Origin of the sequence: Paractinoplanes polyasparticus (assembly GCF_019710575.1) — a bacterium.
GTDB classification, from domain to species: Bacteria; Actinomycetota; Actinomycetes; order Mycobacteriales; family Micromonosporaceae; genus Actinoplanes; species Actinoplanes polyasparticus.
Genome location: NZ_JAHWFK010000089.1, coordinates 1 through 12,790, shown reverse-complemented (window position 1 = coordinate 12,790; position 12,790 = coordinate 1). Strand labels below are relative to the sequence as shown.

Sequence of the window (12,790 nt, the reverse complement as noted above, 5' to 3'; positions counted from 1 at the left end):
CATGTGACCAGCAGACCCGACCCCCACCGGCCGTGACGATCACCCGCAGGCGTCACAGTGGATCAGACACAGACCCCAATACAAAAGATGTCTAGCGTCGCGGCCCCAGATGCCCGGGCCTGGATGCACAGCTGACGCAGCAGCTCCTCGCGTGTGGCCATGCCGCGAGTGAGGCGATCCTGGATCCCGAACAGCACTTCGCCCACCACTCGCGGGTGCAGCCCGCGGAAGCTGACCTCGCCCCGCACCACGACCTCCGAAACAGTGGCCCGCCACATCCCCACATCCAGATCCGGGTCGGCGCGGCGAGCGACGCGTAAGCGTTGGTCGTGAGAGTTGCAATACGGCATCTGACCGACCCGATCGCGATAGCAGGCCGTCGCGAGGCACGGTCCGAGTGCTCCCAGGGCGACAAGATCCGTTCGCGCTAGGAACGCGGTGAGGGACTGGCCGGACTGTCGTTGCTGCCACCAATGGGCAGCGCATAGCCGGATGCGAACGGTTCGCCACGGGCGTTCGCATCCAGGTACTTCGCACGGCTTTACGCCGATCGAGCGCCACGACGGCTTCGGCATGTGGAAGAACTCGTCCAGCGGAGGCCGCCCGCTCTGATGCCACCGTTTCCGGCACCCTTGACACAACGGCTCGCGAGCGGTGCCCTTCTTCTTATCGCAGCCCTGGACCTCACAGGTCTTCCAGCCCATCAGCGGGTGATCCCGGGCGACGATCAGAACATGCCGATCATGGTCCCAGCCCAGATCTCGCAGCCTCGGCTGATCGATCGCCGCCCACAGCCGGGCTGCCTCGGCCGTGTCGGCATCGCGAGCCCGCACGAAATTGGGAACCACAGCGACGCTCATCGGGCGCCTCCCGCGTGCGGCAGCCGGGGCGAGGGCACCCGGTCGACGGCGGCTCGCAGCCGTGCGGCGCTCGGATGCAGGTACGGCTGCGATGACGCCGGGTTGATGTGGCCGAGCAGCCGCTGGATTTCATCGAGCAACGCCCCGGAATCGGCCAGATTGCTGGCGAAGGCGTGCCGGCACATGTGCGGCGTGATCCGCCGCGACAAATTAGCTCTGCCGCACAGAACCTCGAACAGCTCGTTGAGCGCGCCCGGCGTGACGGGGCTGCCCAGCGGCACGCGGAATAGATTGACCAGCAGGAAGTCGCACGCTGCGGCCTCCCGGCACGCGTATCGTTCCACGACGTACTGGTCGATTGCCTGCACCACGAGGAAGTCCACCGGGACGGCTCGCGTGTACCGCGATTTCGCCTGCGCACCGTTGCTGTTGACCCGCGGCACCACGTGTAGATGCGCGCCCGCGACCCGACAACCGAGCGAGCGATTGTCCGGCAACAGGTGCAGGTCGCTGCGCCGCAGACCGGCTGCCTCGCCGCGGCGTAAACCTACCCGCGACAACAGCAGCACGATCAGTCGATCGCGCGCCGACCGGCAGGCCCCAATCAGCGCCACGAGCTCTTCGTCGCTGGCCCTGTCGATGTCGGTGTCGGGAACGCGCATCCGATGCCGCGGCCGTAACCGGTAGTGCAGGCCGCCGTCCTCCAGCTGCGCTTCCCGGGGAAGATCCGCGCTGTCGGCCAACTCGTAGAGCTGCCCGAGCACGTGCGGCGGTGCCTCCTTACGCGCCACCGCGAACGCCAGAAACGCCCGCACAGCCACCAGGACCACATTCACTCGCCGGTCACCGCGCACCGGCTTGGCGCCCGGCCCGATCAGCACCGAGCCGCCATCGGCCGGCGTGTACCGCAGCCATGTGATGAACAAGCCCATGTCGGCCGCGGCCGATCGCCAATCCCGGCCCGTCTCGCCACACCAGCGCAAGAACAGTGCTACGGCGCCGGCGTAGGACTTGGTCGTCGACTCCGCCCGATCACGACCGAACCTCAAATCCAGCAAGAACGCGTCCGCCACGGGCACGGCCCGCAGTTCCTCGTCAAGCACCGTCCAATATCGAGCCCCTGAGGGCATGCGCACGCAGAAAGCGCGGGTCACCTGGATCAAGCCTCCTGTTGATCAGCAACGTCGCGCCACTGAACAACATCCCCAGAGAACAGGTGCAGCCGCCCTCCACAGAGAGCCTCCTGCAACGTCTCACAACAGGCCAGGAACCCCTAGAGAAGGCATGGTGCTTGGGCGGTCAAGTCCTCCCGGAGCCGGACCAGCTCCACACCAGGCATCAACAGCAGGACCGGCATGCCGTCGACCTCGAACCGCCAGGCAAACCGGCCGTCCACGTCTGCCGACATATCGCGGATCGGCTCACTGATCACCGCCCCGCCCTGCTCGCCAACTGCAGCGAGGAACGGGCCAAGATTCGCCGCGGCCAACTCCTCACGTGCGCCTTCGACGGGCTGCGAACCGGGGTTGATCATGGTTTCACGGTAACGCGGGAACACTCCGAATAGCGGTAGCGCCGGGCACCAGAAGCCGCCGCCGAGGGAATCAACGCGACCGGCTTCGGCGGCTTTGCGATGGACTGGTACGACAGCGAAGACGTCCGGGGTGAATGTGGCACGGCAGGGTCGCGTCCAACAGGCTTTACGCAGCGCCGGCGGTGTGCGTGGAGTCCGCTACCACGAGGTCGGCCATGTCGACGCCGGCCTCTGCAAGGAGTCGCTGCACGGTTGCGATGAACAGGCCGTCGATGACGTTGTCGCCATGAATCAGCCGGTAGAAGTCCTGATTGCCTCGCCGAACTGCCTCGACGCGCCACCGGCCGTCCGAGGTTTGCATGGCCCCGATCACCTCACCCTGCGGCGGCTGGGGGATCGGTGCAGGAGTGCGCCGTGCCGAGGACACGGACCGGTCTGCACGTAGGCCTCGCCATGAGGGGTGCCGGAGCCGGCCGTCGGGGGTCCTTAACTGGACTATCACCGAGTGAGCCAAACTTGCTACTCGCCGTAATCTTGCCCCGGTAGGCAGGCATCCGGATTTGCCGAGAAGAGTGCGTTGCATGTTCTGCCCCAGAATGCCTCTCGCTACAGATATTATCCGGGCCCAAACCGATGAGACTGTTGGAGTCCGATGCTGTCCTGCCCCGAGGCGTCGCCCGAAGGCCGCAGCGAACGCGCGATTGGCGCAGGCATCGCGGTGGCGGTGACTGGGGTGGTCTTCGCCGCGATCGGCGGTTTTATCGGGCTTCCCGGACCTTCACCCGGCCTCGTGGTGACCACGGCAGGTACCGCAATCGTGATGGCTTGTGGCGTAGCGCTCGCCGCACTGATCCGGTCGACTGCCTCCACGCCGGCGTCGCTCGGAGCGTGGACTCGCCGATCGGCGGCCGGCGCCCTGCTGTTGACGCCGACTGCGCTGCTGGCCACTCAGCCGTTCCTGGCCGATGGTTGGTCCTTCGCCAACTGCGGGACATTGGTTGACCTGTATCGTCCAGCCGGTTCTGACTTCACGGAATTCCGGCTGGCGTGTGATGCCGCCACCCGTGATCGCCTCCTCCAGGCAGCGATCCTGGCTGCTGCGGGTTGTCTCGTAGCTGTGGGATACGGACTATGGCTTCGTCGCCGGGCGCACAGGCTCCGCGACGACGTGGCGACGACTCGTGTCGAGTAGTCCGACATCCTGTCTTCGACGCCTTCCTGCCGCGAGGGTCGGCGGTGATGCCCTCCGCTGCCTCGATCGGCGTGTCGAGTGAGCTGACATTTCTGCGCTGGTTCGGCGCATTGATTTGCCGCCGAGCGTGCGCGCTGGTCACCCACGTCCGTTACTAACCGTGAGTTTTGCTATAGCGTGGTTGCTGGAGGAGGCGTTCGGCTCAGATATCTCAGGCATTATCGACCGCCTACCGTCGGAAGGCTCGGCATACCGAGGTCGGTGTGGCCCGGGGCCGACCGTGTGCTGATGCGATCGAGGTTGCTCAGTTTTCTCGGTGGCCGCGGCGAGGCTGGTCTGCAGGCCGTCGACCTCGCCGAGCCAGCCGTTGTGCCGTGCCTCTTTGATGCGGTCGCCCAGGTTGCGGATGATTCCCACCAGGCGGGGACGGGCGCGAGGATCGACGCGCAGGCTGGGGCAGCGGATGCAGGCGTGTTCGTGGCGGCATGGGGTCCCGTAGGGCCGGCCGCAGGTTCCGAGCTCGAGCTGACGGGTTTGGAAGTGCTGCTGGAACTCGCGCCACTCGTCGTCGGTGGCGAGGCGATGTTCCACGGCCGGTCTGGCGGCGCGGCGCCGGGCCAGGAACGTCTGGTAGCTGCGTACAAGTTCGTCGTCGAAGACCGCTGTGTAGGCCTGGGTGACGTTCAGGTCGCCGTGCCCCAGCAGTCGGGCCACGATGTGCAACGGCAGGCCGCCGTTGACGGCCTCGGTGGCGAACATGCGACGGAAGTCGTGCGGGGTGTAGCGCAGCGGCTGCCCGGCCTCGTCGTGCACGCCGGCCCGCACGAGGGTCTGGTTGAGCAGCTTGCGGATTGTGTTGTCGTTGATGACCGTCCACCGCCAGGACACGCGACGCTGGAACAGCAGCGGCAGCGGGTCGCCCAGCACCCGTTCGTGCGGGTCGTACCGGGCCGTCAGCGGGACCGTTCCGCCGTTGAGCCGGCGCAGCCGCGTGATGATCGAGGCTAGAACGCTCGCAAGCTCGGGGCTGATCAGCAGCAACCTCTCCTCGTTGGTTTTAGACGGAACGATCTGCAACATCGGCACAACCTCACCGGCGCCGGGAAGGCGGTAGGAGATCACCGCCAATTGGCTGAGCTCGGAGAGTTCTTCGACGCGTATGCCGGTGTGCCGCAGCGTCTCGACCGCCGCCCAAGCCCAGAACGCCTCGTCTTCGGCGCGGGTTAGGTTGAGTTTCTCGCCGCTGTCCAGCGCGACCGCCCGCACGGCCGGCGCCTCAAGGCCATGATCTCGTCCCGTGCGGTATGCCTGCGGGACGATCCGTCGAAACTCGCGGCCGTCATGCCGGAACACCGTGTCGGCCGTGACCCGCCGAAACGGGGGTAGATCGACTCCCCGGAGCCGTATCGGGCGGGCACGTCGCGTCAGGGTGCGCCGGAGCGGATCTTCCACACAAGATGCCGTTGAGGTGATCACCGACAGTAGGTGCGGTGACAACGACCCACCCAGCGTCGGTCAGCTCATAGCGGTGGGTCACGCCGTAGATCGCCCACGTTCATGATCTCTGAAGACATGCCTGAGGTGACTGGGGTTAGACGGCGTTTTGTCGGCGTAGCCGAGCGGCCGTCGTTGTGGTTTGGTGTGGCTGGCCGGTTGCGGTGAGCTCAGGCAGGGTTGGTGGTCCAGCCGGTGAAATGGGGGCGAAGGCACCGGCCTTCGGAGCAACTCGACAAGCGCTGGTAAGGCCCAAGTGAGACGAGAAGGCGAACGCTATGCGCCCGGCCAGCTCACGGATAAGCGACGGGTGCCCGCCCGTCCGTGTGGCCGGCCTGCAGCAGCTTGTTGACGCAAGTAGTCAAGTCGGCGTGACGGAACGGCTTCGCCAGGACTGCTGTTGCCCGCACATCGCGGGGACGATCATCACCGGGTAGTAGACCGCCGCTGACGAGAAGCACGGGCAGCTCAGCCGTTGCGGGATCGGCTCGCAGTTTCCGGCAGACGTCGATGCCCGTGGTCACCGGCAACTCGATGTTGGTGACGACCAGGTCCGGCCGGCGCTGCCTGACTTCCCGCAATGCCGTAGCCCCGTCGGGCACTGCCCGAACGTGGTGGCCCGCCTTGTGTAAGACGGCCGCTGTGATCGCTCGGATGTCATCGTCGTCCTCCGCCAGCACGATCTCGGCCATGATCCCTGCCTCTGGTATGTGGCCCGCTGGCTCACCGCGGCGCGACGTTGAGCTGGAGGTCGCGTAGGAACGCGTCGAGTCGTTGCGCTGTGTCACCGTCGACGTCGACGAAGCGCAGCCGCGTGTCACCAGGAAGGTCACCGACGCCGGTCACCAGGCAGCGCAATCGCGCGGGCCCAGTGGGCAGTGCCAGCTCGGCGACGACGTCCGCGCCACGGGCGACTTCGGTCGTGCACCGCCGGAATGCCGTCTGCTCGGCGGGATCGAGGCGCAGGTGCGCGCCGCCGACCGACAGATCATCCGTGCGGCCGGTCAGGATCTGCCCGGACGTGACCGTCACAGCAACCGGCAGGTGCACGGCAACGCGGACTCCGAGGCGGCGCTCGATACCGGACACCGACTCGTCAACGCGGATGTACACCCCGGGGGCGCTGGCCGAAGGAGGCGGAACCACCGTGCCGGCGGCGTAGGTGCCACGGCCGTCCTGGGTCCACTGGATCTCCGCCTGCGCGCCCGCAGGGACGACCAGATCGGCCACCTCGACACGGACCAGATCCCCCGGATGCCGGGTCACCCGACATGTTCGCGCCGGGCCGCCGTCGAACGACACATACACCTGCGGCGCGCGCCACGGCAGCGGCTGTTCTTGCACCACGTTAACGTTCTCGCGGGGCACACCGAGAGTACGCATCATCGCGCAGCCCTTCAGTCTCGACCACTCGCCCGGGTCGTCGCCGACGGTCACTGCCAGGCCGTCGGCTTCCATTATGCCGCGCGAGTGAGATGCCCTACGACGATCGCCGGAAATTCTGACCGCTGGCACGGCGATGTGGCAGACGGTGGCGACCATGCGGGCGGGTGGGTCCGTACTGAGTGCGGAGGCCGGGCGGCGCCGAGCAGGGCGTAGCGGGGCAGGGCTGCCGGCCGCCGCTGTTCGACGAACTGCCGGTGCTGCCAGCAGTCAAGCCGGTCAGGGCCCGCAGGCCTGTGGATGCATGCTGATGTCGGCGTTGCTCAGTTGTTGTCGGACATGAGCAGCCAGTTGACGCGACTGACCAACGCGTCAGGCTGAACGGTTTGGTCATGTAGTGGTCGGCGCCGACGGTGTAACCGAGACTGACGTCGGTGTCACGGGTGTGGCTGCTGAGCAGGAGGGTGGGGATCTGCGCGGTGAGGCGGTCGGAGTGCAGCCGGTGGCAGACGCTGAGCCCGTCCATGCCGGGCAAGCCGATGTCCAGCACGATCAGGTCCGGCTGCTCGTGGTAGGTCAGCGTTACCGCACTGTTGCGGTTGCCGTTATCGGTGGTGACGGGTGCGGTAGCCGGCCGCTTCCAGTTTGAAGGCGAGCAGGTCACGGATAGCCTCGTCCTCGACGATCACAATCGTCGGTTCGCGCCCACTCGGCGACCGGCGGCTGCGCAACCGAAACGGCGGGCGGTCGTGGAGAGGATTGGTAGCGGTAGCCATGGACAAGTCCTTTCCGCCGGGGATTACTGACAGCCTGTCGGGCCTCGTGCCGCCCTGAACCGGACGGCGGCCGAATAGGTGCCGGCACTCAGCGACGTGGCCAGACCATCGACGGTGCACGGTCGGTCATGAAACCGTCGCCGGTTGCGTGCGGGGAGCGGATTCTCGCAACGGGACTGCAGCTTGGTGCTGGCTCATGCACCGGGCGCGTCCGCCGATTCTGAGGGCATGATTCGCAGATGGTGTCAGAGCAGCTACCACACCGGCCGCTTCCGGGCGGCGCACGCGCGGCGGTGGATGACGGGGCGGATGTTGGCCGCCTGGTACGTGTCGAGTGTCGGTGTGCTGACGTTGTTCGGTACGGCCGCCTACCTGGGCATCGGTGCTGTGCTGGCCGAACGGGAACCGGTCGACCGTACCTATCAGGCGCTGGACACGTTGTCGCGTCTACGTAGTCAGCTGCACGATGCGCAGCGCGGGCAGCGGGGCTTCGTGCTCACCGCCGATGAGCACTACCTGCAGCCCTACACCGCGGCGGTGACGCAGATGCCGGGCACTCTTGCCGAGCTGCGTCTGTTCATCGATGCGGACACCGCGCGCCAGCCGATGATCGACGATCTGCAGACCTCCGCGGTCGCCACGCTCGACTATCTCGGCCACACCGTCACGCTGCTGCGTACCGACGGCTTCACGGCTGCTCGGCCGGCCGTGCTGGGCACGGTCGGCGCTGAAAGTCTGGCGCGCGCTGAGCAACTGCTCGACACATTGCGCGAGAACCAGCTGGCCGTTCTGCACGCCCAGCAGCAGCACGCGGCGGACCAGGCCGACTCGGCGATCGAGATGATGATCGCGGCGGTTGCGGCTGCGGCCGGCCTCGTCGCCCTGAACACCTGGTGGATCACCCGATCGCGTCGGCGCGCCACCGCCGGTGCAGGTTTCGTAACCGACCCCGGCACGACAGTCACCGACGCCGGGGAGCAGGCGCCGTGCGAACAGCAGGACGCCTGGCATGCCCCGCTGCGGGTGCTTCTGGCCGAAGACAACCAGGTCAACCAGAAGGTCGCGCAGTTCATGCTGGCCAAGCTGGGTCACCGCGTCGACACCGTCACCAACGGCCTGGAAGCCGTCCAAGCATTGCGTACGGCCGACTACGACGTGGTGCTGATGGACGTGCAGATGCCCGTCCTGGACGGCCTCGAGGCCACCCGGCTGATCCGTTCCGAGTTCCCGGTGGACCGGCAACCACACATCATCGCCATGACCGCCAGCGTGCTGATCGAGGACCGTACCGCCTGCCGCGCCGCTGGCATGAACGACTACCTGCCCAAGCCGGTCCGCCTGCCGGATCTGACCAGCGCCTTGACGCCGCTGCTGCTCGCCGGCCCCGGCATCCCGGCCGGCGACGACGCGACCGCACCGCTGCCGGCGGTCACCCCGGAGTGGTCCGACGGCGACCGGGATGCGGCCATCCGTGCCCGCCTGGCGGAGATCAGCGACGGTGAGCCCACCGGAGCGGAACGAGACCTGCTCGCCCTACTGCTGACCTCCTTCACCGCAGCCACCCCGACCGGCATCGACCAGCTCGCCCAGCTGATCACCGCCGGCGACGTCACCGGTGTGCGGAATCAGGCGCACGCGCTCAATGGCTCGGCCACCAACATCGGTGTCACCCGCCTGGCGCAGCTGCTCGCCGCGGTGGAGGCCGACGCTCGCGCCGGTCGTCTGCCCCAGAACCCGGCCGCCATCACCGCCATCCGCATCGAGTACGACGCGACGGCGCCGGTGTGCGAGCGCATCGCGGCTGACCTGGCCGCCCCAGCACGCCGATGACCGGTTCCGGCCGTCATCACCCCCGCCAGGGCCGTCAACGGCCAGCCGTGCCCGGCACGCTCACCTGCCGACGATCTTGGCTGGGCGTTGAGGTGTAGGCACATACCGAAAGTGGCGCCGGTGCGACGACACAGTCGTGCCGGCGCCGCTTTCTGCGACGCTGCCCTACCCGGGGACGGTCGGGGCCGACGCTGAGGCGTCAGCCCCGACCGTCCCCGGTGTCGCGCCCACCGAGGCGCGCACGCAGCCAGTCGGGCCAGCCGTCCGCATGGTGGCACGAGTTCCGCATGATTCCCCATCGGGCGGCTCGCGATATCGCTGATGGTGCCGAACGGTCAGACGAGAGGTGGCAGCGGCCGCCGACGCCCTGTCGCCATCTGTCTGTTGCGCGATTCGGGCCCGGCAGCTGTTCGCTGACACGACCATCGGCACCGCGCCGGCGGTGGTGAGGCGGGACGGAGGTACGTCGGGTGCGCTCATCGGTGCTACGCACGTTGGGCTTCCTGGTCGTGTACCTGGTGGCGACCTATGCCGGGCGGCTGACCGTGATGGATCAGACCGACCTGAGCCTGGTCTGGCCGGCGGCCGGTGTGTCGGCGGTGTGGTTCCTGGTGCAGTATCGCTCCCGCTGGCGTGGCCTGGACGTGCTGGCGTTGCCGGCCGTCACGGTGGGCGTCAACGTGGCCACCGCGCATCGCTTCACCTGGCCGCGTGGTACGTGCTGGCCAACGTGGTGCAGGCGTCGTTGTTCGCCGTCCTGGTGTACCGGTGGCTGCCGCATCTGTGGGCGGCCGGTGGGAGCAGACCGTTGACGCGCGCGCGGGCGAGTTGTGGCGTCTGACGGCGGCGGCACTGCTGAGCACCACCGGTGGCGCGCTGATCGGTCCCACCGCGGTGTGGGTGGTCAGCGGGACGTACTCGTGGCCCGCGGCGGCGGTATGGATGACCCGCAACACGGTGAGCATCCTGCTGATCAGCGCGGTATGGCTGACCTGCGCCTACGCGTGGCGGACCGGACGGAAGCCGGGCTGGTGGGCGTCCGTGCGGGCCGGCTGGGCGAACACTTCGCCACTGCGCCGCGGCGAGTACATCGCCGTCGTCGTGGTCTCCGCAGCGGCCTACTACGGTGTCTTCGGCATCGACCACGGCCTGCCGCTGGCGTTCTCGGTCCTCGGCCATGGCCGTGTGGCCGGCGCCCGCCTGAACACCCGCTTCGTGGTGGTGCACGACCTGATCTTCGGCGCGGCCGCGGTGCTGTTCACGCTGCACGGCACCGGCGCCTTCGCCAACATCGGCTCGCACCCGGCCAGAGCGCTGGTCGCGCAGGCGTTCGTCGGAGTGATCGCGGTGGCCGGTCTGGCACTGGCGGTGGGCCGCGACGAACGTCGCGCCTTGTTCCAGTAGCTGCGCAGCGAGCAGCAGGCATCGGCCCGGCAAGCGGACCTGATGACAGCCATCGCCGATGCCATGACCGAAGGGGTCTCGGTCGTCGACGAACAGGACCGGCTGCTACTGCGCAACCCGGCCGTGCGCCGGCTCGTCGGCGGCGTCGTCAGCGACTCAGGGCAGATGGCAAAACGCGACTTCTACGGCCTGTTCCACCCGGACGGCACACCGCTTGCCCCGGACGAAGATGCCGTACCGGCGCGCGTTCGCCGGCGCGGACGTGCACGGCATGGACATCCTAGTCCGCAACACCGGCGTGCCTGAGGGACGGCTGCTCAGTGTCAGCTCGGCGCTGCTGCCCGGCGGCCTGAACGGCACGCGCTGTGCGGTCACGGTGTTCCACGACATCAGCGCCGAACGTCGACGCCGCGACGAGCTGGCCGCCTTCGCCGGAGTGGTCGCGCACGACCTGCTCAACCCGCTGGCCACGGTCGAAGGCTGGACGGAGTCGCTGACCGACGCGCTCGACGACGGGCCCGGGGCGCTCGACGCCGGCCAGGCCCACGACGGGCTGATCATGATTGGGAGGGCCTCTCGGCGCATGCGCGGCATGATTGATGATCTCCTCGAATACACCATTGCATGGGCCAGGCCCAGAGTGTCGACAAACCCGTGCCGGCCTTCGCCATCGGCGACCTGCACACCGGGCGCTGGGTCAGCGCGGGCACCTGCTCCCGGAATGTCCGCCGCGGGCACGACAGCGCTGCGCAGACCAAACGGCGAACCCGAACCTGAACCGTCACTGCCCCTCCAGCGATCGGAAGATCAGCCAGGCGACGCTCATGATAGGCATGCAACCGCTCGCTGAGCTGCCCACATTCCGGGCAGGCGGCCGCCGCCATCGGGGTCCGCGCCACAATCCGCACCATCGCTCCGAGATTCAGGACCTGACCGATGACCAGGGCAGACAGGCCAGGAAACACCGTCTTGATCAAGTCACACGGGCGTCATGATCCCGCACGCCACTCACCACACAGGACAATGACCCGAACACCGTTTCTGCGCCAGAGCCGTTCTTTCCAGTGTCACTCTTGATCAGTCCGGCGGGTTCGCTCTGCCGTTAGAGCGCGCATCACCGAGTCCGTTGAGGGCCTTCAGACGCTGTTAGCGCTTCTGGCCGAGGCGGGAGACAGCAGTGACTGCCCGATCCCGGTGGCGATCGAGACGGCGCGTGGCTTGCTGGTCGCGGCGCTGCGCGCCACCGGTCGCAAGATTTATCCGATGGCCGTCGCCCGCTCTTGGGAGCGCTACTCGGCGTTGGGCGAGAAGACATGCCGACGCCGTGGTGCTGGTGAACATCCTGCGCACCGACCTGCACGTGCACCGCGCACTGCCCGCCGACACCGAATGCGCCCGCTTGATTGCGATCCTCGCTTGCGTCTGCCGGGACGCGGCGTGGTGGCGCACCCGAGCCGGTAACGACCTGCGGTCGCTGCTACGTGAGTGTTGGCGAAGCGGGGCGGCCGATGGAATGTCCGACGTTTCGTCGGCCGCCCCGCCAAGACCCCCTGCCAAATCGTCTGCGCTGGATGCCCTGCTTTAAGAATACTCGAAACTTCGCCGAGCCCTACACTCCTCAAATAATCACGGCACGAGGAAGATGACCGTCAACCACGTCGTTCGTCAATCCAGGGCGGTCGCGGGGTGGAGACCAGAGTGGCGCAACTCTGGCCTCGAATGATGGCAAGCGTGTCAATGGTTTACGGTCGTTTCTTGACTGAGGAGCGCGTTATGGAGAGCGCTGACGAGTAAATCCGCGGTGAACGGTTTGGCAATGAAGTGAGCGTCGTGGCGCAGCAGTCCCTCACCGATGGCGGCCTCCCGACGTAAACGCGACATGTAGAGAACCTTCATTTCGGGACGGGCGCTGCCCGCGGCGCGGGCCAGTGCGTCGCCGGACACGCCGGGCAGAGCCAGCTCGGTAAGCAACACGTGGATCGGGCCCTCGTGTACACCGCAAGCCACGACGGCCTCTGCAGCGTTCGCAGCGGTCAAGATAGAGAAGTCGCATCGTCGCAGCACCTGTGCAGCTATCTCGCGTACGTCCGGGTCGTCCTCAACCACTAAAACCACGTAACGGCTTCTCGAGGGTGTGGTGTACATGCTTCCGCTCCAATACCTACCCGCCTGGGGCACATGCCTTCAGTAAGACGCCGTGGAACGACGGTCTTATCGAGTCTACGGAGCGGTACGGGCGGCTAGTGCGACGTTCCTCAAATGGGCGACTATCAGTTGAAGTGTCTTCTGCATGACGATTAGTGATGTAAACGTCGTC

At 67.2% G+C, this 12,790-nt stretch carries 15 protein-coding genes and 1 pseudogene; 6 read left to right on the top strand and 10 right to left on the bottom strand.

Translation table 11 applies throughout. From position 1 onward, the window contains the following. Window positions 1–62: 62 nt before the first annotated feature. From KXC43_RS49680 to KXC43_RS49665, 4 genes are all read right to left on the bottom strand, one after another. Window positions 63–860, bottom strand: coding sequence for a hypothetical protein (locus KXC43_RS49680; RefSeq protein ID WP_221383326.1), 798 nt, complete (start codon window positions 858–860; stop codon window positions 63–65). Continuing rightward, window positions 857–1,963, bottom strand: a complete 1,107-nt coding sequence (locus tag KXC43_RS53160) for a tyrosine-type recombinase/integrase (RefSeq protein WP_221383325.1) — start codon at window positions 1,961–1,963, stop codon at window positions 857–859. Before KXC43_RS53160 ends, KXC43_RS49680 begins: the two co-directional genes overlap by 4 nt. Window positions 1,964–2,133: 170 nt before the next feature. Further along, the gene (locus KXC43_RS49670) at window positions 2,134–2,394 is read right to left on the bottom strand and encodes a hypothetical protein (RefSeq protein ID WP_221383324.1); all 261 of its coding nucleotides are present in this window, start codon (window positions 2,392–2,394) and stop codon (window positions 2,134–2,136) included. Between the two features lie 166 nt (window positions 2,395–2,560). Further along, complete coding sequence (locus KXC43_RS49665; protein WP_221383323.1) at window positions 2,561–2,755, bottom strand: hypothetical protein; 195 nt, start codon at window positions 2,753–2,755, stop codon at window positions 2,561–2,563. Window positions 2,756–3,046: 291 nt separating this feature from the next. Here KXC43_RS49665 and KXC43_RS49660 point away from each other — a divergent pair, with 291 nt between their 5' ends. Then, a complete protein-coding gene (locus tag KXC43_RS49660; protein WP_221383322.1) occupies window positions 3,047–3,586 on the top strand; it encodes a hypothetical protein in 540 nt (179 codons plus the stop codon). Window positions 3,587–3,724: 138 nt separating this feature from the next. On the opposite strand, the gene KXC43_RS49655 is transcribed toward KXC43_RS49660, so the two are convergent. The 4 genes from KXC43_RS49655 to KXC43_RS49640 all read right to left on the bottom strand — a co-directional run bounded on the left by KXC43_RS49655 (window position 3,725) and on the right by KXC43_RS49640 (window position 7,127). After that, the gene (locus KXC43_RS49655; protein WP_221383321.1) at window positions 3,725–4,852 is read right to left on the bottom strand and encodes a tyrosine-type recombinase/integrase; all 1,128 of its coding nucleotides are present in this window, start codon (window positions 4,850–4,852) and stop codon (window positions 3,725–3,727) included. 521 nt (window positions 4,853–5,373) lie between these two features. Next, on the bottom strand, window positions 5,374–5,772 hold the full coding sequence (locus KXC43_RS49650) for a response regulator (protein ID WP_221383320.1): 399 nt from the start codon (window positions 5,770–5,772) through the stop codon (window positions 5,374–5,376). Between the two features lie 31 nt (window positions 5,773–5,803). Continuing rightward, window positions 5,804–6,538, bottom strand: a complete 735-nt coding sequence (locus KXC43_RS49645) for a PilZ domain-containing protein (protein WP_221383319.1) — start codon at window positions 6,536–6,538, stop codon at window positions 5,804–5,806. A gap of 22 nt (window positions 6,539–6,560) precedes the next feature. Next, on the bottom strand, window positions 6,561–7,127 hold the full coding sequence (locus KXC43_RS49640) for a response regulator transcription factor (RefSeq protein ID WP_221383318.1): 567 nt from the start codon (window positions 7,125–7,127) through the stop codon (window positions 6,561–6,563). Between the two features lie 340 nt (window positions 7,128–7,467). Between KXC43_RS49640 and KXC43_RS49635 the strand changes: the two genes are divergently transcribed. The 5 genes and pseudogenes from KXC43_RS49635 to KXC43_RS53510 all read left to right on the top strand — a co-directional run. Next, complete coding sequence (locus tag KXC43_RS49635; RefSeq protein WP_221383317.1) at window positions 7,468–9,069, top strand: response regulator; 1,602 nt, start codon at window positions 7,468–7,470, stop codon at window positions 9,067–9,069. Window positions 9,070–9,539: 470 nt separating this feature from the next. Next, window positions 9,540–9,881 (top strand): hypothetical protein, encoded by a 342-nt coding sequence (locus KXC43_RS49630; RefSeq protein WP_221383316.1) that lies wholly within the window; start codon window positions 9,540–9,542, stop codon window positions 9,879–9,881. Further along, window positions 9,838–10,473 carry a hypothetical protein gene (locus KXC43_RS49625; RefSeq protein ID WP_221383315.1) on the top strand — a complete coding sequence of 212 codons (636 nt, stop codon included), beginning with the start codon at window positions 9,838–9,840 and terminating at the stop codon, window positions 10,471–10,473. The genes KXC43_RS49630 and KXC43_RS49625 overlap by 44 nt, the downstream gene beginning before the upstream one ends. A gap of 42 nt (window positions 10,474–10,515) precedes the next feature. Then, window positions 10,516–10,779 carry a PAS domain-containing protein gene (locus tag KXC43_RS49620; RefSeq protein WP_221383314.1) on the top strand — a complete coding sequence of 88 codons (264 nt, stop codon included), beginning with the start codon at window positions 10,516–10,518 and terminating at the stop codon, window positions 10,777–10,779. After that, a pseudogene (locus tag KXC43_RS53510) lies at window positions 10,703–11,029 on the top strand (ATP-binding protein); the annotation flags it as partial. The gene KXC43_RS49620 and the pseudogene KXC43_RS53510, both read left to right, overlap by 77 nt. 1 nt (window position 11,030) lies before the next feature. Here the strand turns inward: KXC43_RS53510 and KXC43_RS53505 are convergent. Together KXC43_RS53505 and KXC43_RS49610 are read right to left on the bottom strand one after the other, a co-directional pair. Next, a complete protein-coding gene (locus KXC43_RS53505; protein ID WP_369076989.1) occupies window positions 11,031–11,357 on the bottom strand; it encodes a transposase family protein in 327 nt (108 codons plus the stop codon). An 850-nt stretch (window positions 11,358–12,207) separates the two neighbouring features. Continuing rightward, window positions 12,208–12,618, bottom strand: a complete 411-nt coding sequence (locus KXC43_RS49610; protein ID WP_221383312.1) for a response regulator — start codon at window positions 12,616–12,618, stop codon at window positions 12,208–12,210. Window positions 12,619–12,790 lie beyond the last annotated feature (172 nt).